Raw genomic sequence first — 23,392 nt, forward strand, 5'->3', positions numbered from 1 at the left:
AAAAACTTTATAGAGGAATTATTTATGAAAGTTGACAGAAGAAGCTTCTTGGGATTGGGACTTGGCGCAGTTGCTGGTGTTGCAGTTTCCCCTGTTGGGATAAAACTGACAGATGATTCTTCCATCTGGACCCAGAACTGGCCATGGACTCCTGTCCCCATTGACGGAGAAGTAACCTATGAAAATTCGGTCTGCAGCCTTTGTCCTGGAAGCTGTGGGTTAAGCATCAGGAAGATAGATGACAGACCGGTTAAAATTGAAGGACTGGCCGAGCACCCTGTAAATGATGGAGGCGCCTGTCTCCACGGAATTGCCGGTCTCCAGTATTTATATGACCCTGCAAGGGTAAAAACACCATTGAAAAAAAATGGTGATAAATTTGAGAAAATATCCTGGGATGATGCTATTGCGCTCGTTGCCGGGAAACTGGTTGATATCCGCAAAAGCGGTTCGCCTGAAAAACTTGCCTGCATTGCAGATAAGGAGCAAGGATCGGTTTCAGGGTTATTTCAACGACTGTTAAAAACATTTGGATCACCCAATTTTTATACCATGCCAAGCCTTGAATCTTATCTTGAAGTGACAGCAGAAGCACTGCATGGTGAGGGAATGACCATCGGGTTTGATCTTGAGAACTCAGATTTTGTTCTAAGCTTTGGCGCAGGGATCATCGAAGGTTGGGGATCACCTGTAAACTGCTTTAAAGCAAATGCATCAAGAAGAGCCAGACACGCAAAGCTTTATCAAATTGAATCGCGTTTGTCTAATACCGCTGCCAATGCAGATAAATGGATTCCAATAAAACCTGGAACCGAAGCAGATCTGGCTTTGGGTATTTGCGCGGTTATCTTGAAAAACAATTTGTTTAACGGCGGGGCTACAGCTAATTTTAGAGGTGGGTTTAATAAACTTGCCATTATGATTCAAAAGGATTACGCACCTTCAAAAACTGCTGAAATTACCGGTGTGAAAGCATCAGATATTGAAAAGATTGCCACCCTGTTTGCCAAAGCAAAAATGCCTGTTGCTGTCTTTGGCAAAGGCAGAGGCGACGGCGCTCAAAGCTTAAAAGAGCTTGCAGCGGTTCACACATTGAATTGTCTGGTTGATAATATCAATAAAGAGGGTGGGGCGTTTGTTCAACCCCAAAGTGAGTATCTTGAGTTCCCGGATGAATCAATGGACAGCATAGCTGATGCAGGGTTTTCAAAAAACAAAGCTGGGCGCTATGTGAACCAGCTTATTGAAAAGGTAAACGAGTCTTCAAAACCTGTTGTTGAAGCCCTTTTTGTTTACAATGCAAATCCTTGTTATTCTCTGCATGATTCCAAAAGTGTTAAACAGGCAATCGGGAAAATTCCTTTTGTCGTAAGTTTTTCATCATTTCTTGATGAAACGGCTAAAGAAGCGGATATTATTCTGCCAAGCCATACATTTCTGGAACGGCTTGAAGATGTCCCATCCTGTGCCGGGCTTGCTAAGAGTGTTGTAGGACTTACAAAACCTGTCATTGACCCTGTATTTGACACGAAGCATGCGGGAGATGCTGTCATTCTTATTGCAAAAGCACTGGAAGGAAGTATCGCCCAAAATTTTGAATGGGAAACCTATGACGAATGTCTTGAAAGTGTGGCGGGAGGAATCTGGGACTCGTTATCAGAAGATGGATATGCGATTATATCCGAAGGTGCTCCTTCCGGATCTGTAGCAGTTAACGTCTCTTTTCTTGCGGATAACCCCGCAACGATTCAGGCCCAGGGCGATTACGAACTCACACTGATTCCAATTGATAACATGAGATTGATCAACGCAGGAATTGCCGCATCTCCTTTTGCAATTAAGACTGTTTCAGATAAAGTCTTAAAGGGCAGTGATATTGTTGTAGAGATTAATCCTTTAACAGCCAAGGGTCTAAAAGATCGCGGGTATGCAACCCTGACTACCCCAATGGGCACAGCCAGGGTTATGATAAACCTGAACGAAGGCATGATGCCAGGCATAATTGGAATGGTTGAAGGTCTTGGTCATACCTTTGATAATAAGTATGTGTCAAACAAGGGTATAAATGTGAATGACTTAATAGGCCCGGTAATTGAATCCGGTTCAGGACTGGATGCTGCCTTTGGAATTAAAGTAAAAATTTCCAAGGCCTAAAATTCAAGGATAAATTGCTAAAGAGGTTCTTAATGAAACAAAATAATAATAAAGCACATAAATTCGGGATGGTTATTGACCTGGACAAATGCACCGGATGCGGTTCCTGCATGGTTTCGTGCATGTCTGAGAATAATGTTCCGTTTAAGGAGGATGAATCCAATAAAAAGGATAGCATCACCTGGATGAGTGTTTATAAATTAACCAATGGTAAATCCTTTCCTGATACGCAAATTGTATATATGCCAAGACCGTGTCAGCATTGCGGAGGAAAAGGGGATCATGGTCATTCACCATGTGTTTCCGTCTGCCCTGCTGTTGCGACCGATTATGGCTATGATACAGGGATTGTCAGCCAGATTTATACGCGCTGTTTTGGATGTCGATATTGCATGGGGGCATGTCCTTATCATGCAAGGTATTTTAACTGGTGGGATCCTAAATGGCCCGAAGGCATGGAAAACTACCTGAGCCCTGATGTATCACCAAGGATGAGAGGGGTTGTAGAAAAATGCAGTTTTTGTTACCACAGATACCAGGCTGCAAGGGATATAGCATACTATGAAGGGCGAGATGATATTGAAGAACATGAATATCAGACCGCCTGCACCACAGCTTGTCCTGCAGGCGCTATTGTATTCGGAGATCTTAATAATCCCGCCCATCAAGTACACCAGATTGTTAAACCTGATCCACACCCGGATCCGAGAAACAAACATGTAGTCGGAAAATCAAGAAATCCTAAGGTTTTCAGGCTGCTTGAAAGACTTGGCACCAATCCGAAAATCTATTATCTTTCCGAACGGGAATGGGTAAGAAAAGCAGGTGATAATTATCTGGATGGTGAGTGGGATAAAATTAAGAATTATCATGGGGCTACTTTATCCAATGATTAAGTAATCCAAAATCTTATTTAGGAGTGAATAAATATGGATTCTGCATTAATACCTGAAGGTGCAAAACGTTGCTCATTTCCAAAGTTTGCCATTGGAATTGCTATCGTTAGTGCCGTAGTTCTCTGGGGCGTTTTTGCCATGTTCCTTTGCTGGTTTAAAGGCCTGAACCAGACCAATATGAATGATTACTACGGGTTTGCCCTCTGGATCTGGGCTGACCTTGCAGTCATTGCTGTTGGTGGCGGAGCATTTTTTACAGGTCTGCTAAGATATATTTTTAAGATTGATGAACTGAAAAATATTATCAATTTTGCCGTGATCATCGGTTTTATCTGTTATAGTTCGGCATTGTTAATTCTTGCCATTGATATTGGGCAGCCCCTCAGAGGCTGGTTCATTTTCTGGCACGCCAATGTCCATTCAATGTTGACAGAGGTAGCCTTTTGTCTGTCCGCATATTTTGCCGTATTGACCATTGAGTTTATCCCGAATATTCTGGAAAACAGACAGGCCAACAAAGTGCCGTTTTTTCATCACCTTGCCCATAATATGCATGGTGTCATGGCAGTATTTGCTGCAACCGGTGCCTTCCTTTCCTTTTTCCATCAGGGATCTCTTGGTGGTGTTGCCGGTGTTCTGTATGGTCGTCCTTTTGCTGTCAGGGAAGGATTGTTGATCTGGCCCTGGACTTTCTTTCTGTTTACATGGTCTGCAGCAGCATTTGGTCCTTGTTTTACCCTTTTGGTGACAAAAATTACTGAAACGGTTACCGGCAAAAAACTGGTCAAAGATAATGTGGTTCATTTATTAGCTAAAATATCTGGATGGATGATTGTCACCTACATCATTGCCAAGATTATAGACACTATTTATTGGGCACTAGTAACTGCTCCAAGTCTTGGATTTACCTTAAGCCATTTTTACAGTAACAACGGATTTTACGGTTACTGGATTTTGATTACTGAAATTGTATTATGCGGTGTAGTTCCGGGTGCTATTCTCATCATGAAGTCCACCCGGGAAAATCCGAGACTGCGTCTAATTGCCATTATCCTCGGTGTAATTGGTGTCTGTCTGAACAGGTGGGTCATGGTACTTCAGATTATGGCGGTTCCGGTAATGAGTTTTGATACCTGGGCACTTTACTTTCCAAGCTGGCAGGAAATTGCTACAACAATTCTTCCTGTTGCCTATGGAATTATTTTGATTGCGGTTGCTTATCGTTACCTCCCTGTATTCCCTCAGGAACAGGAACTCAATACGATAGAACCGGTAGCAGAAGCAGAATAAACCCTGTGATTTAAAGGAGAAAGATTATGTTTCCATTTAGTTTTGAGTGGGCATGGGACATGGCCCACGTCGTCTTCTTCGGTGGATTCTGGTATGCCGTTTCCATCCTGGGTGCCGGTATGACATTTTGTATTTTAAAGGCAGCCTATGATACCATTAATGATAGTGGAGATTCTCATCATTAGGCACTGAATATAGAAATCGGGGACAGATTTTTAAATTTGTCCCCACAATTTTGAATAAAGCGCATTCCGGAGCTTGCCTTAAAAGTCTTGGAATGCGTTTTTATTTTTATAAAACATTAGAAAGCCATTGAAAAATTTTCAGGAATAAAACTTAAAATGGTACAACTAAAAGGACATATTGAACGCATCACTTTTTCAAGTGAAGAAAGTGCATTTTGCATATGCAAGCTCAAGGTGAAAGGTGAAAGGAACCTTGTAACTATTGTAGGGAATATGGTGAATCCAATCCCTGGTGAGTTTGTCGAACTTACGGGGAAATGGATCACCCATGCCAAGTTTGGCAATCAGTTTCAGATCCAGCAATATAAGACCCTTGTTCCCGCCACCCAGGTCGGCATTCAAAAATACCTGGGGTCAGGCCTGATTAAAGGGATCGGTCCTGTTATGGCCAAACGGATTGTAAAGCGGTTCGGTATAAAATCACTGGATATTATTGAAAAGAGTATTGACAAGCTTTCTGAAGTAGAGGGCATCGGTAAAAAAAGAATTGAAATGATTCGGCAGGCCTGGGATGAGCAAAAGGAGGTCAGAACCGTAATGTTCTTTTTGCAGTCCCATGGAGTCAGCACTGCTTATGCAGCCAAAATTTTTAAAACTTACGGCCAGGATTCCATTCATATTGTGAAAGAAAATCCTTACAGGCTTGCCAGGGATATTTTTGGTATCGGGTTTATCATTGCAGACAGTATTGCTGAAAAGCTTGGTATGGAAAAGCATGCCCCCCAACGCATTGAAGCAGGGCTTGAATATGTGCTGCATCAGCTTTCCGATGATGGTCATGTTTGTTATCCCTATGACGAGCTTTGCCTGAAAGTTCAACATATGCTGGAAGTAGACAGGGATATCGTTTTACAGGCTATCGCAGATTCTTTTTTAGCCGACCGGATTGTTATTGAAGATATCAATGAAAATAAAAAACTTGTCTTTTTAAAAAAATTTCATGTTTGTGAGACAGAAATTGCTAAAAATTTCGAACGACTTAAAAATTCTTCCAAAAGTGTTAGAAAGATTGATTCAAAAAAAGCCATTGAATGGATTAAGGGCCAGATTAAGATAACCCTTGCCAAGAACCAGGAGGAGGCTGTTAAAAAATCTTTGGAGGAAAAGGTCTTAATTATTACGGGCGGGCCTGGTACCGGTAAAACAACCATTATTAATGCCATTATCAAGATTTTAAAAAAAGCAGGCGCAAAAATTTTACTTGCCGCACCTACGGGAAGAGCCGCCAAAAAGATGAGCGAAGCCACTTGGGAACGGGCTCAGACCATTCACAGGCTGCTCGATTATTCCATGAAGGAGTCGGGCTTTAAAAAGAACAATAAAAACCTATTAAAATGTGATGCGCTGATCATTGATGAAGCATCCATGATTGATACAGTCTTAATGCATCATCTCCTAAAGGCCGTTCCTCCCAAAGCCACCCTTATTTTTGTTGGAGATGTCAATCAATTGCCGTCGGTGGGCCCTGGAAATGTATTGAATGATTTGATTGTGTCCAGTGCTTTTGGTGTTGTTACGCTTGATACCATATTCAGGCAGGCAAAAAAGAGCCTGATTGTTGTCAATGCCCACAGGATCAATAAGGGGATGTTTCCGGTACTGGCAAATGATAATAAGAAAAGCAATTTTTATTTTGTCCAGAAAGAAGAGCCGGAAGATGTCTTAAGTACCATTATTGATCTGGTGAAAAATAGAATACCAGATAAATTTGGCTGCCACCCGGTAGATGATATCCAGGTATTAACCCCAATGCACAGAGGTATTGTCGGGGCCGGCAACCTGAACCATGAACTACAGAAAATCCTGAACCTGAACAAGGTGACAGTCCAAAGGGGGGACAGGAAATTTAAAGTTTCAGACAAGGTGATGCAGATCAGGAATAATTATGACAAGCATGTCTATAATGGGGATATCGGCAGGATTGTTGATATTAATTTTATCGATCAAAAAGTGCTGCTCAATTTTGACGGAAGGGAAGTTGAGTATGATTTTTTCTCCCTTGATGAAATTGTTCATGCTTATGCAGTTTCTGTCCATAAATCTCAAGGCTCAGAATATCCTGTCGTGATAATACCCGTTGTGATTCAACACTATATCCTTTTGCAAAGAAATTTGATTTACACGGCAGTGACCCGGGGTAAGAAACTTGTTGTTCTCGTGGGGACAAAAAAAGCCCTTGCCATGGCTATCAATACGGATAAATCATCCAGGCGGTATACCCGGCTCCGGCATCGCCTGAAACACTGATGCAGGCGCATTACTCAAAGCTTGCTGGAAAGAATCTTAAAATAAAAAAATGGGAGCCGGTTGAACAGCCCCCATTTGGCAAAGATGATTTGAGGTCGCCTTAAATTAATTAATGGTGATTTGTTTGACCTCTTCTTTGGTGTTGTCTTTTTTCAGGGTTAGTTTAAGGATGCCATCCCGAAAATCTGCATCCACATCATCGATTAGAACATCGTCGGAAAGGGTAAATGCCCGTTTAAAGCTTCCGTATGATCTTTCTTTTCTGAAATAGCTGTTCTTTTTTTCTTCATTCTCAAAGTTTCTTTCACCCTTTATGGTCAGAACCCTGTCTTCAATATTCACAGAAATGTCCTCTTTTTTGACACCCGGCAGTTCAATGTTGAGAATCACAGTGTCTTTCTCGTTCAGGATGTCTACAGCGGGATACCAGGATTCATCGGTTTTTGGTTTTGTGTTAAAAAAGGAATAAAAGTCATTAAATGAATTTCCCCGGAAAGCCAGTTCATTAATTGGGTTGTATCTTACAAGTTTCATGATTAATTCTCCTGTTTAGGTTGTTGTGTTTTCATTTCTTCGCTTGCATTTGAAACAAAATTAATCATAAAATAAAATGCGTCAAGTAAAATAATGAATTTTAATATAATATATTACTAAAATAAATTAAAATTAAAAAGTAATATAAAATCGCAGGGCTTTATTTTTTTCTTCCGGATATGATCCAGACAACAGCCCAGACAAGAAAGACAGGTATGATTCCATAGGAAATATAAGAAATAAAATTTTCATTCCATGGCTTTAGATAAAGGGCTACGACCATAGGATAAACAAGGGTAAGTACGATACCGAATCGGATTTTTGCAGGAAGTTGCTTTAGCTTTTTTGAAGAAGCCCCCTTTTTTACAGGTTCCCCCTTAAACAGTCTTGGCAAAATCAAGACACCGGCAATCAGCAGCACTAAAACAAGAATTTCAGTTATCCCGGTCAAGACTTACCCCCTCAATCTGACTATGGTTTAAATCCTAATTTTATTTCAAATATTGCCTAATTTGTCAATGAGATTTAAAAGTGATGTAAAAGCAGCCTGTTTTTGATAACCTTAAATCAAATATATAGATTAGCTTGTTTTTATTGACTTTTTAAGCTTTTCAGCTTATATTAAAAATACTTGATCTTTTACAATTTGGGGGCGAAATGGCTTCGACGGAGATTTTGAAGTCTATGGTAGCATACCGAGTCTTTTGTCAGCTCGTAAACTTGGCAATACATAAACATAATCGCAGATGATTATAATTACGCTGTAGCTGCGTAGAGCAGCTTCCGTCCTGCTGATATCCTTCTTGCAGATTTCAGGTCAGGGCGTCGACTTTGCAAGACCGCCTTTTAAGGGTGTCTGAACCTTAAAGGTTAAACTTTTCAGGCTATACTGTTTTGTATCCATCTCAAAGGAGACGTTACAGCAAAATTTAAATTTTGAGATAAGTATGTAGAAGCCTGGGGTGATCGTTTTCGGACGCGGGTTCAACTCCCGCCGCCTCCACCAATTTTTATTAATAAAATCAATAACTTACACAAATTTTTCAGATTTAACGCATTTCTTCAAAAAAATTACATCAAATTTTAGTTTAAAATCAAATAGTTACAAAATCATAAATTACCCACCTCGGTGGGTCAGATGTGGGTCAGGCAGCACCTTTCAAATTACCTGTAAATAATCACTTTTTCAGACAATCTTTATGTTTTTAAATGCGTGCTTCAGGGCCATTATGTGTTGGTCTGCGGAGTTAGATTATAAATTTTATTCTACAGCAATGTCCAAGGCTTATATATTTGGATTGAAAATTTTATTCAGGGAAAATCTCATGTACCATATGTTGGGGTGGTCGAAAATTTCAAGAACCAAGCCTTATGAATACATAAGCTCACCGACTGGATATGAATTATCATTACTGCTGGTAAAAATAGTCAACACTTTTTAAGGACATTCCCCGTTGCTTTAACACTGGGACTATACATGCCCTTGCTATTTTACTGCGATCTGTTTTATACAAAGTAAAATTAACGGCATTTAATTGAATTTTAATTAGTTTATAATTATTTATTATAATTCAGGGCTGATTCTTAAAGACAGGATTAAACATGACGAGCGATAACCGTTTGAACAAAGACATATCAATGAACTTTTCCGATCAGAATTTCAACAAATCAATAATTCCTGAAAGAGACGATCTCAACTGGAACCAACTCATTTTGGGCATGAAAAAGACAACCAAGGAATTTATCGAAAATGTCCTGGAAAACATCATAGAGTCCATCGTGATAACGGATTTGGACGGATACCTGGTCTATTTCAATAAATACTCGGAACAGATGTTTGAATTTAAGTCTCAGGAAGTGCTCAACCAGCACATCGCCATACTGGGGGGGAAAAACCCGAACGTCCTCCACCTCATTCGGGAAGGAAAAATTTTTAACGATGAAATCACCCTTAAGACAAAATCCGGCAGACACTTTCCCGCCCATGTGAGGAATGTTCCCCTGAGGGATGACCAGGACAGGCCCGTCGCCATGGTCGGTGTGGCAAGGGACCTGACCAGAGAAAAGGAAAAACAGCGGATTGATGACAAAATGGCGCGTTTGAAAGAGTTTAACGAGAATCTTATTGAATCCCTGAACGACGGGATTCAAATAATAAACTTTGAAGGCAATATTGAGTTTGTAAATAAACAATTGGCCAATGTTTTAGGGTATGAACCCGATGACTTGGTAGGAAAACACTATACAAAAATTGTAACAATTGAAGACCGACCAATATTTCAAAATTTAATCGATTCGCCGACAGATTCCAAAGTAAAAGCTACTTTTGAAACCAGCTTTATTTCCAAATCCGGTAAAAAAATTCCTTTTTTTGTCGGGAGTTCACCTCTAAAAGGAAGACGGGTGTCGGGCATTGTAAATGCAGTAACGGATATCTCTGAAATTCAGAAATTAAAAGAAGAGTTGTTTCAGTCTGAAAAAATGTCTTTAATAGGAACTCTGGCCAGTGAAGTAGCGCATGAAATAAATAACCCACTTGGGGGACTGGTCATATCTGTCCAAATGCTTTTAGAGGATATTGAAAACGAAGAACTGGATCTTACAATGGCCAGAGAGGAACTTTTAGGGATTGAAAGCGATGCCCGCCGCTGCCGAAGCATAACAAGAAAATTACTTGATTTTTCACGTCGCAAGCCGGAGGGACGTGAACCCTTAAACTTTAATAAACTTATTGAAACCTCCCTTATCTTTGTCCAGCGTCAGGCAGAAATTGAAAATATAAATTTCATCAAAAATTATTATGAAAATTTACCTCTGGTATGGGGAAACTCAAACAGCCTTCAACAGGTAATAATCAATCTCGTTAAAAACGCCTGTGATGCCATGCCAGCGGGAGGACAAATAATTATTACTACCGAAGTACTGGATATCGGAGAACAACATCCATGGATCCGAATCTCTTTTGCAGATACCGGGCCTGGAATTTCCAGTGATCACATTGGCATGATTTTTGATTCTTTTTTTACAACCAAGGAGGGGGGCAAAGGAACCGGACTTGGACTTGCGGTTAGCAGGCGGATTGTTGAAGAACAGAGAGGTAAGCTGATCTTCGAAGATGTGAAAGGGAAAACTGGTGCTATTTTTCACGTTTTACTTCCCAGTTTATCGGGTGATAAATCGGAGGACATTCATGACTGAAAATTTCAAAGTTTTAATTGTAGATGATGAAGATTCCATTCGCAAACGTTGTATCCGGCTTTTATCCAGGCAGGGATATGCTGTTGTTGGTGCCGACAACAGTTCAACCGCTTTGAAACTGCTGCAAAATGAAAGAACAGGTTTCGATCTATTGCTCGTGGATATCCGGATGCCCGGTATGGACGGCATACAGCTTTTGAAAAAAATCAAGACGCAAATGCAATCCATAGAAATCATAATCATGACAGGTTATGCCACAGTGGAAACTGCCATAAAAGCAATGAAATACGGTGCTTTTGATTATCTTACCAAACCCTTTGACAAAGATGAATTGTTGAACATAATCGATAAAATTGTTGAAATAAAATCTTTGCAGCAAGAGGTCATAGAACTCAAGAGTCAACTGACAAAGACCAATGAAAAACAAATGGTCATTGGAAATTCTCCAGCCATGAATAAGGTCATGAGGATCATTGAAAAAGTTTCACCTGTAGACTCTAATATCCTGATCCAGGGCGAAAGCGGAACAGGAAAGGGGTTTGTTGCAAATGCTATTCATGCTAAGAGTAAACGGAAAAAACAACCCTTTGTTGTGGCCGACTGTGCAGCATTATCCGATAATATATTAGAAAGTGAACTTTTCGGTCACGTTAAAGGTGCTTATACCGGTGCACATACCGCCCGGGACGGATATTTTAAAAAAGCCAACAAAGGCACATTGTTTCTGGATGAAATTGGTGAAGTTCCTTTGAATTTGCAGGGAAAATTATTAAGGGCTGTTCAGGATCAGGCTTTTGTAAAATTAGGTTCCACAGAGGCCACTAAGGTTGATACCCGTATCATTGTCGCTACAAATCGCAATTTGGAAGAAATGGTTTCAAAGGGTGAGTTCAGAGAAGATCTGTTCTATCGCTTAAATGTCATTACATTGTCCTTGCCGGCTTTAAGAGAAAGGCGAGAGGATATCTCTCTACTGGCAAGGCATTTTCTGAAATGGTATACGGCAAAGCTCAATCTTAATCCGCTTTTTCTTCCAGATGAAGTTCTGGAAATTATTGTTTCCCATGACTGGCCGGGCAACATCAGGGAACTGGAAAATGCCATGCAGCGGGCCATTGTTCTGGCGGAAAATAAAACCTTGTCCATAGAAGGCCTGTTCCCGGCCCGGACTGAGAAAGACCCGGTTCGTTTTAATTATTCTGATCTCTTTAAAAAAAAAGCAAGCTATCAGGAAATTAAGCGGGAAGTTGTGAAAAATTTTACGAAACAATATCTGACCCAGTGCCTTATTTTCCATAAAGGCAATATCACAAACGCAGCAAAAGCCATGGGCATGCGCCGCACTTCTCTTCAAAGACTTGTAACTCAAACTGGTCTCGGCAGCCAATCATTTAAAAATTAGTAACCTAAAAAGAGGCGGTGGTGTTTCCGAAAAAGAGACACCTGTCGCTATTTTGGCACACTGCCGTCCTCAAAAAAACCTGTTTTTTTAGAGGGTTATGATAGACAGGTTGTTGGCATATCTTTTGCATTTCCTTCAGTTAGTTTCTGAATAACCTATCCTGTAAATAGAGGAATTATTATGTATTTACCAAAATTTACCCTTGAAAGCCCCAGATCAATAGAAGAAGCAGTGAGCCTTCTGGGTTCCGGTGAACAGACCAAGCTTTTGTCAGGTGGTACAGATCTTTTTCCAAGAATGAAATATAAACTTTGTTCTCCAGGGGTCCTTATAAGTCTGAAAGGTTTGCCGTCGTTCCCTCCTCAAATTGACGAAGAACGCAAATTGATCATAGATGCAAATATATCTTTGACCGCCATAACGCTCTCACCTGAAATTTTGGAAAAGGCTCCTTTATTAGCTCTGGCGGCTCAAAAAGTTGCCACTCGTGAAATCAGAAACATGGGAACTCTTGGTGGAAACATTTGCCAGGAAACTCGATGCCTTTACCTGAACCAAACTCATACGTTTCAATTTACAGAGCCTTGTTTGAAGCGCGGAGGCAAAGAATGCTATTTCGCCCCTAAAGGGAAAAAGTGCTGGGCCACCTTTATGTCGGATATTGCGCCGACACTTTTTTGTCTCAATGCAAGTGTGATAGTTGCAGGCTTAGATGGTGAACAACAAATAAAAATCGAGGAAATTTATACCAACGACTCCCTCAAACCTTTATCGCTAAAACCGGATCAAATTATCACAAAGATTATTGTACCGAAAACTCAAAGCCCGTCCGGGAATGGATTTGCAAAATTCACCGTAAGAAAGACCATTGAATTTGCAATTGTGAATGTCGGGGTTTTTTTAGAAACAGAAAAGGACCTCAAGACCTGTAAAAAGGCGAGAATTGCAGTGGGAGCAGTTTCTGAGGGGCCTCAGAGGGCACTGGAAGCAGAAGACTGGCTGGCAGGAAAAAGCTTGTCCAAAGAGAACATAAATAAAGTTTCACAAAAAGCTGCTAGTTCTTTAAAAATAATACCCCACCATGGGTATTCAAAAAAATATCTAACCGAGTGCTTGAAAATTCAATCAAAGCAGGCCCTCAATGATGCTGTAGAAGGACTCGCTGATCAAAGTAACAGAGGGAGGTAAGTATGACAACAACACAAAGAAAAAAAATCATTGGACTTACAGTTAACGAGGAAACTTATGAGCTGGCAGTTGAGTGTCAGGAAACATTGTTGGACGTATTACGCAATAATTTGGGGTTAACGGGGACTAAAGAAGGATGCGGTACGGGTGAATGCGGCTCCTGCACCGTACTGCTGGAAGGAGAACCGATATTAGCCTGCCTGATGCTGGCAGTTGAATGCGAAAATAAAAAAATCGAAACCATTGAGGGACAATCTATTAACGGTGATTTGACACCGGTCCAAGAAGCCTTTCTTGAAAAAGGGGCAGTACAATGCGGATTTTGTACACCTGGTATGGTGCTGGCCTCTACCGATCTTTTAAAAAGAAATCCTGATCCCAGCAAGGAAGATATCATGGAGAGCCTGGGGGGGCATCTATGCCGTTGTACGGGATACAATAAAATCATGGAGTTTGTGCATCATGCTGCAAAGCTGAATAGGGACAACACCTAAAGGAGCACGAAAATGAGTGAGTTGGATTATGTCGGAAAACGAATATTAAGAAAGGATGGTCCGGACAAGGTCACAGGCAAAGCGATCTACACAGTTGATATACAACTAAAGGGACAGCTGGTTGGAAGGATACTCAGAAGCCCTCATGCCCATGCACGGATACTGGACATCGACATCAGTCTTGCCTTGGAGGTACCGGGTGTCAAAGCTGTGATCACTGGTAAAGATACTTTGGGCATTAAACATGGCTTTGTTGAAACACCTCGTTATCCAGCGGATCAATATCCCCTGGCAATGGACAAGGTTCGATTTATTGGTGAAGAAGTTGCTGCAGTGGCAGCTACCGATGTATATGCTGCAGATAAAGCTTTGAGTCTTATAAAAGTGACATATGAATCCCTGCCTGCGGTCTTTGATCCTGAAGAAGCCATGATACCGGGGGCACCGGAAATCCATCCCTCCCATCCCAAAGTAAAGGAGGACCTGGTTAATATCGGAGGTAAAACTGCTTCGGGCTGGGGTGATGTGGAAGCAGGGTTTCAAGAAGCTGACTATGTGAGGGAGGACCGGTTTGAAAGCCATCTTCGGACCCACGGATTCCTTGAGCCCCACGCCACTGTAGCCAGTTTTGAGGCAGACGGAAAATTGAATGTGTGGACATCTTCACAGGGGCCGTTCATCAAACGGGCAAAGCTTGCCAAAACCCTGGGACTTCCACAGTCATCGGTAAGGGTGAAAAAAGCCTATGTCGGGGGTGCCTTTGGAGGGAAGATAGATCTATACACCCATGAATTCTGTGCAGCACTTCTCTCCATGAAAACGTCCAGACCCGTGGAAATCATTGCAACCCGTGAAGAAATATTCACTGCTTATCGTCACGGTCAACCCATGATTGTCACGGTAAAAACCGGCGTTAAAAAAGACGGTACTATCGTGGCGCAGGAGTTCAAAACTATCAATAATTCCGGGGGCTATCGCGGTAGCGGCGTGGTAGTCATCTTTCTGGTGTGGGGGTTTGCAATGGCCCCCTATCGAATCCCCAACATGAAATATAAAGGATACTCGGTTTATACCAACAATCCGATTCGATCTCCACAAAGGGGGCATGGCGCACCCCAGATGCGATTTGCAGTGGAATCTCAACTGGACATGATTGCGGCTGAGCTGGGCATCAGCCCCATTGACATTCGTCTGAAAAATGCACGGGTTTCAGGTGAAATGCTTCCCAATGGAGATAATGTGCATAATTGCGGTCTCAAGGATTGCGTTCTGGATATTGCCAAACACACGGACTTTACAGCAAAATTCGGGATCAGCCGAACTGAAAAACAAGGACGGTACCGGAAAGGCATTGGCATTGGGGTCAGTGCCTACTTTGGGGGATCATTGATTTACCCCAATAGTTCATCAGTCATTGTAAAAATGAACGACGACGGAAGCGTATCCCTGCTGACGGGTTCCCTGGATATCGGACAGGGATCTGAAACCATACTGTGCCAGATTGTTGCAGAAGAACTTAAAATTCCCATAGAAGAGGTTCAAGTGTTTGCGGCCGATACTGAAACCACACCCGTGGATATTGGGGTGTGGATCAGCGGGAATGCCTATGTAACAGGTAATGCAGCCCGTGAAGCGGCAGGCGATGTCCGCCGAAAACTCATGACAATTGCTGCCGAAGAACTCAATGCCGACATTGAAAATTTGATATTCCAGAACAAACGCGTCTATATATCCGGCCAGCCGGAACGTTCATTATCATATGAAGAACTTGTGGCCTTAAGCATTCAGAAACACAGAGGGGATTCTGTCATTGGAAATGGGCATTGGCGTACTATGAGAGACGAACCTTTCCATCCGAGCCTTGCAACAACAAAGGGAAGATGGACTGAAAACTATGCCTTTGACGCCCAGACAGCCGAAGTGGAGGTGGATACTGAAACCGGGAACGTCCGTCTGCTGAAGGCCGTGACCGCTCATGACTGTGGATTTCCCATCAACCCCCTTCAGGTGGAAGGGCAAATTGACGGTCAGGTATCCATGGCCCTAGGTCACGCATTCATGGAAGAAATAATGATGGAAAAAGGTCGCACCTTGAATCCGAGCTGGCTGGATTACCGGATGCCCTCTATCTGTAACATTGCAGACTCAGAACACATCGACGTGATTACGGAAAGGTACCAGGTCGGGAAACCTTACCGAACCAAGGAGGTTGGTGAAGGCTATGTATCAGCCATCCTTGCAGCAATTGCCAATGCCATTTACAACGCCGTAGGTGTAAGACTTTTTTCAACACCGTTTACACCGGAAAAAATTTTAAAGGGTTTGGAGAAAATAAAATAGATATTTCCGCAAAAATCATAGAAGGGAGTCTAACATGGAACAGGTAATGTATTGGAACAAAGAACTGGAAACGATGCCTCGCAGGGAAAGAGAATCGCTGCAACTTGAACGGTTCAGGAAACGCATGGCCTATGTTTATGATCGAAGCCCCATGTACAAAAAAAAATATGACCAGACAGGAATAAAACCTTCCGATATTAAAACGCTGTCAGATATCTCCAAGGTTCCGTTTACGGTTAAAGAAGAATTATTAGAAAGCCAAAAAAGAAACCCGCCATGGGGTGAAATGATCTGTGTCCCCCCGGAGGATGGTGTAAGGGTCTTTCAAACGACAGGGACAACAGGTACACCGCTTAAAGTAATGCTGAACAAAAAGGACTGGACAAAACATTATTATGAACAATTCATGTATTTCATGAATGCCTACGGTATCAAAAGGTCAGACATTCTCTATGTGCCTTTTGGCTATGGGCTCTATATTGCCTGGTGGGGATTCCAGGCCGCACTTGAACAAGCTGGCGTAATGATTGTTCCGGGCGGTGCCCAGTCATCAAAGGACCGGGTGAAAAATATTTTCGAGTGGGACGCCACTGTGATCTGTGGCACTCCCACCTATCTTCTGCACCTTGGTGAAGTCGCAAAAAACATGGGGATTTCTTTGGCCGACTCCCAGGTGGCAGTCGTCGTGGCTGCCGGAGAACCGGGAGCCAATATAGCGTCCACTAAAAAAGCCATCGAAGATACCTATGGCGCCAAATGCTACGACGATATAGGCTCCAGTGAGATCACCAATTTTGGTTTTGAATGTGCTGCCCAAAAGGGAACCCACGTTAATGAAAATATGTTTTATGCGGAATGTCTGGATCTGGATACCCTTGAACCTGTGAAAGATGGCGAAGTGGGGGAACTGGTTCTCAGCAATCTGTGCACTGAAACCATGCCCCTTATCCGTTACCGCATAAAGGACCTGGTGAAGTTTAACCGGGAACTCTGTGAATGTGGTCGAAGTTTTTTAAGACTGGACGGCGGCATCCTGGGAAGATCCGACGATATGTTTCAATTTGGTGGTGTGAATGTATTCCCTTCTGCCATAGAGAATCTCCTTCGAGAAGTGGACAATTTCTCAAATGAGTACCAGATTATTGTCCCCAAAAAGGATAGCAAAAAACGCATAAAAATCCGTGTGGAACCGTTATCGGCTCAAGTGTCCCAGAAAGATATGCAAGATTCGGTCGAGAAGTTCATCGAGGATTTCAAGTACAGGGTTACGTTTACACCGACTGTTGAAGTCGTTAAAGCAGGCGGGCTGCCACGATTTGAAGGAAAGGCCAAAAGATTGATACGTGAAACCTGAAAATATAATTTATGAGTATGTTCAGCGCTTGGGGTGGATAATGGACACATGCCGTTATCCTGAATTTTTATTCAACCATAAAAGGAGTAGAAAATGAAAAAAAAATGTCTTTGCAGGATGTCAGGAATTAAATCGAGTTTAATAATAGTTTTCATAGGACTGGTGATATGTAGTTTTATATTGCCCACTGTTGCCTTTTCAGGAGATACGATTAATCTGACCTATAGTGGATTTATGCCTCCTACCCACGCACAGAGTAAACTTGAAGCAGCATGGTGCAAAGAGGTTGGTAAAAGGACAAACGGGCGGGTAAAGATTACACATTATTCCGGACAAACCCTGACCAAGGCCGCACAGAATTATCAGGGTGTAAAATCAGGCCTGTCGGATCTGGGATGTTCGGTCCTACAGTATACCCGGGGCCGGTTTCCTATGATGGACTTCATCAATCTACCTCTGGGGTACCCAAATGGTCAGATCGCAACGGCAATTATTAATGAAGTATATGAAAAGTTTGCACCAAAAGAATTAGATGAAGTAAAGGTACTTTATCTTCATGCCCATGGGCCCGGATTCATACACACCAAAGACAAACCCGTCCATAAAATGGAAGATTTAAAAGGGCTTAAGATCCGTTCCCACGGTCCAACGGCCAGTATGGTTCAGGCGTTAGGCGGAACTCCAACTGCTTTTCCCATGAATGAATTGTATCAATCTCTCCAAAAAGGGGTTGTTCAGGCTGGATTGTATCCCCTGGAATCAAATAAGGGATGGAAGATGGCGGAAGTTACGGATTATGTCATCGCCTGTTACCCTACAGCGTATTCTTTAGGATTTTTCGTAGTTATGAACAAAGACAAATGGAATGCATTGCCTGAAAAGGATCAAAAAATAATTGAAGGAATCAATGGAGAATGGATTTTTAAACATGGAAAGACTTGGGAAGCCGGTGCCTTTGAAGGGATCAATTTTCTGCTTCAAGCGGGAAATTCCATGATTGGTATCGACCCCAAAGAAGCAAAAAGATGGAAGAAAGCATGCGAACCCGTGCTACAGGATTATATCGATCTAAATAATGAAAAAGGCCTGCCTGGAGAAGAAGTCCTTAAATATGTAGAAAAACGGTTGGCAGACAATGAAAAAGGAAAGTTTGAAAGCAATTACATGGAAAAAAAATAACAGGAGTGCTTAAGGCTTTTAACCCCATGTATTTTAAACCATCATAATATAATTTCGGCGCAGAGTTTTAAGGTGACTGTACATTTTACTGACACAGCACTTTTTTTCCCAGGATTGAATTGTCATGTCACTTTATGACTCTGCGGCTGTAAATATAAATCAAAAATATGCTTAAAAAAAATCAACAAAAATATTGAATCTGTTCTCTGGAGATAAAATATGAAAATTGCAAAATGGCTGTCTGATATTCTCAAGAACGCGGGCGGTATATGTCTGATCGGTATGATGCTTTTAACGTGTGCAGATGTAGTGGGCAGCTTTTTTGGACATCCCCTTCTCGGATCTGAAGAATTAACCGGCATGGGTGCATTTCTACTGCTGGCATTTGCCCTGCCTTCCACAGAGATAGAAAAAGGGCATGTGGGAGTGGATCTTCTCCACATGATGTTGCCGCCGCGAATCAAGAGAATAAATGATTGCGCAGTCGCTTTTTTCTCGTTTGCCTTTTTCTGTCTTGTTACCTGGCAATGCTGGCTATATGCAGACGAAGTCGGTGAGGCCGGGCAAGTCTCCGCAACCCTTCAGTTTCCCACTTTTTATCTCATATACGGCGTATCTTTTGCATGCGGAACCCTGGCGCTGGTTATATTTATTGAGCTGCTAACTCTATTAAAAGGAACGATCCCAAATGAGTGAATACACTATCGTTGGCATCATCGGTATTTTTTTTCTGATTGCCATGCTTTTTTCCCGTATGGCGGTGGCTTATGTTATGGCCATAGTTGGTTTTATCGGGTATTCTTACCTGACCAACCTGCAGGTTGGAATGCGACTTCTTTCAACTGATATTTTCAGTGTTTTCTCATCTTATGGTTTGACCCTGATACCCTTATTCGTATTCATGGGATATATCGCTTTTTACTCGGGTTTAAGCAGTTCGCTGTATGATGTAGCTTACAAGCTTGTAGGAAGAGTCCGAGGGGGGCTTGCCATGGCCACCGTAATGGCGTGTGCAGCATTTGGTGCGGTTTGCGGATCTGCTACGGCCACAACTGCTACTATGGGAACCATTGGTCTCCCGGAGATGGAACGGTATAAATACGGCTCCGAACTTTCTACGGGTTGCATAGCTTCCGGAGGTGGTCTTGGGGCATTGATGCCACCCAGTGTGGTACTTATCATATACGGTATTTTGACGGAACAGTCCATTGGAGCGTTGTTTATTGCAGGTGTTCTTCCTGCCATCTTTATGACCTTTTTATTTATGGTGGCCATCAGAATTTATTGTATATTCAAACCAGAGCAGGGGCCCAAAGGTGAAAAGTTTACTGTCAAAGAGATGATTCTTTCATTGGGGAAACTCTGGGAAACCCTTGCCGTATTTCTGTTTGTCATGGGGGGGCTGATCACCGGTTTGTTTACACCGACAAAATCAGGTGCAGTCGGGGCCTTTGCCATCCTTATGATTGTCATGATCAGACGTAAGCTCTCCTGGGAGGATTTTAAAAATGCAATATACGGCACGCTTAAAATATCTTGTATGGTCATCATGCTTATTGCCGGCGCCACTATTTTTGGTCATTTTCTTGCGTTGACAAGAATTCCCCTTGAACTGGCCACTGCAGTCGGCACGCTCGACTTGCCGCCCTGGATTATCATCGGCCTGATTTGTTTTATCTATCTTCTGGGCGGATGCTTTATCGATTCGATGGCTTTGATCATGCTCACCATCCCTATTTTTTATCCCATTGTCGTCAATTTAGGATATGATCCTATCTGGTTTGGTATCATTATTGTATTGGTTACCCATATGGGCATTATCACACCTCCTGTAGGTACCGCTGTCTATATTACAAAAGGGATCGCCAAAGATGTCCCCCTCGTAACTATCTTCAAGGGGTCTTTTCCATTCCTCCTGGCTTTAATTGTCGGTACGGCGGTAATGATCGCCTTCCCTGAAACTGTGACCTTTTTACCGAATTTAATAAATTGATGTTTATGGGGAAAGACCGTATGGAAAAAAATAAAGTCAAAAACACTTCAGGAACGGCTCTTACTCGTGAAACGACACGGGTCAAGAGGGACAAAAAAGGGCAACTGCAAAAGACAATTTCATAGTTTGAAGGAGAGATGAGATGGACACCAGAAAGTTACTTGAGGGGAAAAAAATTCTCATCGTTGATGATGAACCCGATGTGATCGATTCATTAATTGAACTATTGAGTTCATGTAAAATAGACACGGCATCATCTTATGATGAAGGTAAACATATGCTGGAAAACCAGCATTATGACATGACGGTTCTGGATATTATGGGAGTAAATGGATTTGAGTTACTTAAGATCGCAAATAACCAGGGAATTCCTGCATTTATGCTCACGGCGAATGCATTAACAGAAGAGAGTCTTGAGAAATCAATCAATTCCGGAGCAGTCTATTTTGCACCCAAAGAAAAAATGATTGATATTGACGTTCTTATTGCCGATGTATTTGAATCTCTGGATAATAAAAAAAATCCATGGGAAAAATTGTTAGAAAGACTGGGCGGGTTTTATGACAGGAAATTTAAGGGACAAAACTGGAGAGAGCAGGAGGACAAGTTTTTAAAAAATCACATGAATAAATTTTATTGAATTTTAATAATATTAACACGGTGGGAATATGTACAATTGTTTTAAGGTCGTATGAAAAGCCTATCCTTTAATCACACAATTTTTTACTAGGCAGCGAGATTAAGTTAAAAAAATATTCGATATGTAAAACTTTATGATATCGATTTTTTATCAACTGATTTTTTTTAGAAAAATCCGGCTGGTAAAAATATTAATGTTGATCGGCATTCACCCATGGGTGGGGACTGTAACGAATCTTGCATAGTTTGCAATTTCTTATTATCATAGCATGCTTTATGGTATAAACGTTGACTGTCAAGATTTTTGAAATGGGCAGGACTGGATGATCCATTGTTGGGGGTTCAACCGAAATCACGGGCTAAGCACTATAACGTGTAAAGCTTTCTTGCTAATAATTTTTCATGATACAAGATATTGTATTAGAATCTTTTCTCCAAGATTCAAGATCCTATTATATTTTGGAATTGAAGATCAGACTATCATAGAATAGGGGAGGGTGCTTTAACAAAAATAAAGACTGCTGTGTGGGTCGCTGGTGGGTCAGACCACTGAAGACCCTTGACTATCGTGGTGGAACACAGGTTCAACTCCCGCCGCCTCCACCAATTATTTCTTTTAATTTCAATTAGTTATTCTTGATACAGCCATCTGTATGGTGGTGTAATAATTTCATGTGTCTTTATCAATTTTTTTCCACTTTATTCATTGATAAATTCCATCTTTTTTAAATTTGGAATAATGTGACCAAACCTATCGCTATTTGATAGATTGGTAAGAATGACCTCCTCTGATAATCCTATTTCTTTAAACAAAAACAAAGAAAGTAGTATCATTAATAACTGATTTGTATAAACCAAATCAGTCCCACTGATTATTTTATTTTTCATAGCGGAATCATAATGTGTAAAAAAGTTTCGAGTATCCACCATTTTATCTCTAATTATATTAGCCTTTGGAAGGATTTTATCTTTTGTCTCTTGATTTAAACTTTCAAATAAATTCTTAATTCGTTTTCGCAGTGAGTACTCATTTCCGTATTTTAATCGACTTTTAAGACTCTGTTTTAAATCATCAGGAAGATCAGTTGGGATTGCATTTTTAATGGATTCACAAGATGTATCATAATCATCTTGATCGATATAATGACCATTTCCTAAACTTCGATGATAAGCTTCGAGAGCTTGCATTAATGTTAAAAAACTATATTCAAGATATATATTTTTATTAAAAATATTCCCAAAGAGTAAATTTAAAACAGATTCGAATGAGTCATAGAGAGTATACCACTTGTTCAATATAGTAGCTAAATTGTCATATATCGAGGGTAAATTAAATATAATATTGTTAGTGTTTACTTTTTTCGATGTAGTGTCATGATATTCTGTAAAAAATAGCTGGATTGGTTCTTTTTTTATCTCTCCTGAAGAATTTTTTGTTTCAATGAATAGATATATTATTCTTTCAAAAATTGGATTCCCAATAAATAAGGTTAATAATTCTCGTAAAATAAAAATATTCTTTAAAAACCATTTGTATCCTTTATTTTTTTTAGGGCTGATTTTTAAAAAGGTGAGATGCTCCCACCTAAGATATCGATGCTTATCGTAACTTTGAGTGAAAGAAAAATCAGATGAAATTTTAGCATCAATACATGGGACATTACATTCAAAATTTATAGGTTTTGAGTATTTTGCAGTCATGTCACAGATTTTTTTTTCAACTATAACGTGCTCATAATCAAAAGGTATTATGTTTATCCACTCTTCTAAATTAGTAAAATTGACTATTGCAGAAAAAAAGGTGAAGAGCTCATCTTCAAAATGTAAACCTACAAAAAGAAACTCAGCTGTGTACATAGTTGTGTGAAAGCCAGGAACATTTAAGTTTGTTCCAGCTTGATTACACATTAATAATGTGCAAATTTTACCTTCTGTAGTTAGACCATAGATGATTTTATGATTAATAGGGGCATTAAACGCAGTAGCAATATCATGGAAAGAACCTAAAAGATTAAGCTGTATCTCTTTGTTATTTCCAAATGAAATAGACCCAGAAATTTTATTTTCGGGAGTTTTTGGTAACCACCATTTCCCTTTCCATTCGAAGCCATCTAATAAAGTAATTGTTTTAAATTAAACCTCGGGCTATGCCCGAGCGACCCTAAAAGGTTTTACCGTTCCGGCGTGGAAAAAATGTGATAAAGGTTCTTCCCCGGGAAAGCTCCAAAGGGAGAAGAGA

General features: G+C 41.0%; 18 protein-coding genes and 1 other RNA gene. 16 read left to right on the forward strand and 3 right to left on the reverse strand.

Features of this window, described 5'->3' with window-relative positions; translation table 11 throughout:
- Positions 1-24 precede the first annotated feature (24 nt).
- From qrcB to recD2, 5 genes are all read left to right on the forward strand, one after another.
- The gene (qrcB, locus tag QAI40_RS03795) at positions 25-2,154 is read left to right on the forward strand and encodes a menaquinone reductase molybdopterin-binding-like subunit QrcB (protein WP_299978065.1); all 2,130 of its coding nucleotides are present in this window, start codon (positions 25-27) and stop codon (positions 2,152-2,154) included.
- 32 nt (positions 2,155-2,186) lie between these two features.
- On the forward strand, positions 2,187-3,050 hold the full coding sequence (gene qrcC / locus QAI40_RS03800; RefSeq protein ID WP_299978062.1) for a menaquinone reductase iron-sulfur cluster-binding subunit QrcC: 864 nt from the start codon (positions 2,187-2,189) through the stop codon (positions 3,048-3,050).
- Positions 3,051-3,083: 33 nt separating this feature from the next.
- Entirely contained in the window at positions 3,084-4,340 is a 1,257-nt protein-coding gene (gene qrcD, locus QAI40_RS03805) for a menaquinone reductase integral membrane subunit QrcD (RefSeq protein WP_299978060.1), read from the forward strand.
- 26 nt (positions 4,341-4,366) lie between these two features.
- The gene (locus tag QAI40_RS03810; protein WP_299978058.1) at positions 4,367-4,525 is read left to right on the forward strand and encodes a hypothetical protein; all 159 of its coding nucleotides are present in this window, start codon (positions 4,367-4,369) and stop codon (positions 4,523-4,525) included.
- Positions 4,526-4,681: 156 nt separating this feature from the next.
- A complete protein-coding gene (recD2, locus tag QAI40_RS03815) occupies positions 4,682-6,832 on the forward strand; it encodes an SF1B family DNA helicase RecD2 (protein WP_299978056.1) in 2,151 nt (716 codons plus the stop codon).
- A gap of 105 nt (positions 6,833-6,937) precedes the next feature.
- On the opposite strand, the gene QAI40_RS03820 is transcribed toward recD2, so the two are convergent.
- Together QAI40_RS03820 and QAI40_RS03825 are read right to left on the reverse strand one after the other, a co-directional pair.
- Positions 6,938-7,366 (reverse strand): Hsp20/alpha crystallin family protein, encoded by a 429-nt coding sequence (locus QAI40_RS03820; RefSeq protein ID WP_299978054.1) that lies wholly within the window; start codon positions 7,364-7,366, stop codon positions 6,938-6,940.
- Positions 7,367-7,526: 160 nt separating this feature from the next.
- Positions 7,527-7,817, reverse strand: a complete 291-nt coding sequence (locus tag QAI40_RS03825) for a hypothetical protein (RefSeq protein ID WP_299978052.1) — start codon at positions 7,815-7,817, stop codon at positions 7,527-7,529.
- Positions 7,818-8,014: 197 nt separating this feature from the next.
- Here QAI40_RS03825 and ssrA point away from each other — a divergent pair.
- The 11 genes from ssrA (at position 8,015) to QAI40_RS03880 (ending at position 21,154) form a co-directional block, all read left to right on the forward strand.
- Positions 8,015-8,372: a transfer-messenger RNA gene (gene ssrA, locus QAI40_RS03830) on the forward strand.
- 596 nt (positions 8,373-8,968) lie between these two features.
- Entirely contained in the window at positions 8,969-10,564 is a 1,596-nt protein-coding gene (locus tag QAI40_RS03835) for a PAS domain-containing protein (RefSeq protein WP_299978050.1), read from the forward strand.
- The gene (locus tag QAI40_RS03840) at positions 10,557-11,966 is read left to right on the forward strand and encodes a sigma-54-dependent transcriptional regulator (protein ID WP_299978047.1); all 1,410 of its coding nucleotides are present in this window, start codon (positions 10,557-10,559) and stop codon (positions 11,964-11,966) included. The genes QAI40_RS03835 and QAI40_RS03840 overlap by 8 nt, the downstream gene beginning before the upstream one ends.
- A gap of 180 nt (positions 11,967-12,146) precedes the next feature.
- Positions 12,147-13,154: an FAD binding domain-containing protein gene (locus QAI40_RS03845; RefSeq protein WP_299978044.1), complete on the forward strand. Its 1,008-nt coding sequence runs from the start codon at positions 12,147-12,149 to the stop codon at positions 13,152-13,154.
- 2 nt (positions 13,155-13,156) lie between these two features.
- Positions 13,157-13,648, forward strand: a complete 492-nt coding sequence (locus QAI40_RS03850; protein WP_299978041.1) for a (2Fe-2S)-binding protein — start codon at positions 13,157-13,159, stop codon at positions 13,646-13,648.
- Positions 13,649-13,660: 12 nt separating this feature from the next.
- Positions 13,661-15,988, forward strand: coding sequence for a xanthine dehydrogenase family protein molybdopterin-binding subunit (locus tag QAI40_RS03855; RefSeq protein ID WP_299978038.1), 2,328 nt, complete (start codon positions 13,661-13,663; stop codon positions 15,986-15,988).
- A 34-nt stretch (positions 15,989-16,022) separates the two neighbouring features.
- The gene (locus QAI40_RS03860; RefSeq protein ID WP_299978035.1) at positions 16,023-17,342 is read left to right on the forward strand and encodes a phenylacetate--CoA ligase family protein; all 1,320 of its coding nucleotides are present in this window, start codon (positions 16,023-16,025) and stop codon (positions 17,340-17,342) included.
- Between the two features lie 93 nt (positions 17,343-17,435).
- Entirely contained in the window at positions 17,436-18,521 is a 1,086-nt protein-coding gene (locus QAI40_RS03865; protein ID WP_299978032.1) for a TRAP transporter substrate-binding protein, read from the forward strand.
- Between the two features lie 219 nt (positions 18,522-18,740).
- Positions 18,741-19,217, forward strand: a complete 477-nt coding sequence (locus QAI40_RS03870) for a TRAP transporter small permease (protein WP_299978029.1) — start codon at positions 18,741-18,743, stop codon at positions 19,215-19,217.
- Positions 19,210-20,514, forward strand: coding sequence for a TRAP transporter large permease (locus QAI40_RS03875; RefSeq protein ID WP_299978026.1), 1,305 nt, complete (start codon positions 19,210-19,212; stop codon positions 20,512-20,514). The genes QAI40_RS03870 and QAI40_RS03875 overlap by 8 nt, the downstream gene beginning before the upstream one ends.
- A gap of 142 nt (positions 20,515-20,656) precedes the next feature.
- On the forward strand, positions 20,657-21,154 hold the full coding sequence (locus QAI40_RS03880; protein ID WP_299978023.1) for a response regulator: 498 nt from the start codon (positions 20,657-20,659) through the stop codon (positions 21,152-21,154).
- A gap of 698 nt (positions 21,155-21,852) precedes the next feature.
- Here QAI40_RS03880 and QAI40_RS03885 read toward each other — a convergent pair.
- On the reverse strand, positions 21,853-23,277 hold the full coding sequence (locus tag QAI40_RS03885; protein WP_299978149.1) for a HEPN domain-containing protein: 1,425 nt from the start codon (positions 23,275-23,277) through the stop codon (positions 21,853-21,855).
- Positions 23,278-23,392: the final 115 nt, after the last annotated feature.

The organism is Desulfobacula sp. (assembly GCF_030611305.1).
Taxonomy (GTDB): Bacteria; Desulfobacterota; Desulfobacteria; order Desulfobacterales; family Desulfobacteraceae; genus Desulfobacula.

Excerpts from the sequence above, each read along its gene's own strand:
- qrcB (WP_299978065.1), top strand. The coding sequence starts at position 25 with ATGAAAGTTGACAGAAGAAGCTTCTTGGGATTGGGACTTGGCGCAGTT.
- qrcC (WP_299978062.1), top strand. The coding sequence starts at position 2,187 with ATGAAACAAAATAATAATAAAGCACATAAATTCGGGATGGTTATTGAC.
- qrcD (WP_299978060.1), top strand. The coding sequence starts at position 3,084 with ATGGATTCTGCATTAATACCTGAAGGTGCAAAACGTTGCTCATTTCCA.
- QAI40_RS03810 (WP_299978058.1), top strand. The coding sequence starts at position 4,367 with ATGTTTCCATTTAGTTTTGAGTGGGCATGGGACATGGCCCACGTCGTC.
- recD2 (WP_299978056.1), top strand. The coding sequence starts at position 4,682 with ATGGTACAACTAAAAGGACATATTGAACGCATCACTTTTTCAAGTGAA.
- QAI40_RS03820 (WP_299978054.1), bottom strand. The coding sequence starts at position 7,366 with ATGAAACTTGTAAGATACAACCCAATTAATGAACTGGCTTTCCGGGGA.
- QAI40_RS03835 (WP_299978050.1), top strand. The coding sequence starts at position 8,969 with ATGACGAGCGATAACCGTTTGAACAAAGACATATCAATGAACTTTTCC.
- QAI40_RS03840 (WP_299978047.1), top strand. The coding sequence starts at position 10,557 with ATGACTGAAAATTTCAAAGTTTTAATTGTAGATGATGAAGATTCCATT.
- QAI40_RS03845 (WP_299978044.1), top strand. The coding sequence starts at position 12,147 with ATGTATTTACCAAAATTTACCCTTGAAAGCCCCAGATCAATAGAAGAA.
- QAI40_RS03850 (WP_299978041.1), top strand. The coding sequence starts at position 13,157 with ATGACAACAACACAAAGAAAAAAAATCATTGGACTTACAGTTAACGAG.
- QAI40_RS03855 (WP_299978038.1), top strand. The coding sequence starts at position 13,661 with ATGAGTGAGTTGGATTATGTCGGAAAACGAATATTAAGAAAGGATGGT.
- QAI40_RS03860 (WP_299978035.1), top strand. The coding sequence starts at position 16,023 with ATGGAACAGGTAATGTATTGGAACAAAGAACTGGAAACGATGCCTCGC.
- QAI40_RS03865 (WP_299978032.1), top strand. The coding sequence starts at position 17,436 with ATGAAAAAAAAATGTCTTTGCAGGATGTCAGGAATTAAATCGAGTTTA.
- QAI40_RS03870 (WP_299978029.1), top strand. The coding sequence starts at position 18,741 with ATGAAAATTGCAAAATGGCTGTCTGATATTCTCAAGAACGCGGGCGGT.
- QAI40_RS03875 (WP_299978026.1), top strand. The coding sequence starts at position 19,210 with ATGAGTGAATACACTATCGTTGGCATCATCGGTATTTTTTTTCTGATT.
- QAI40_RS03880 (WP_299978023.1), top strand. The coding sequence starts at position 20,657 with ATGGACACCAGAAAGTTACTTGAGGGGAAAAAAATTCTCATCGTTGAT.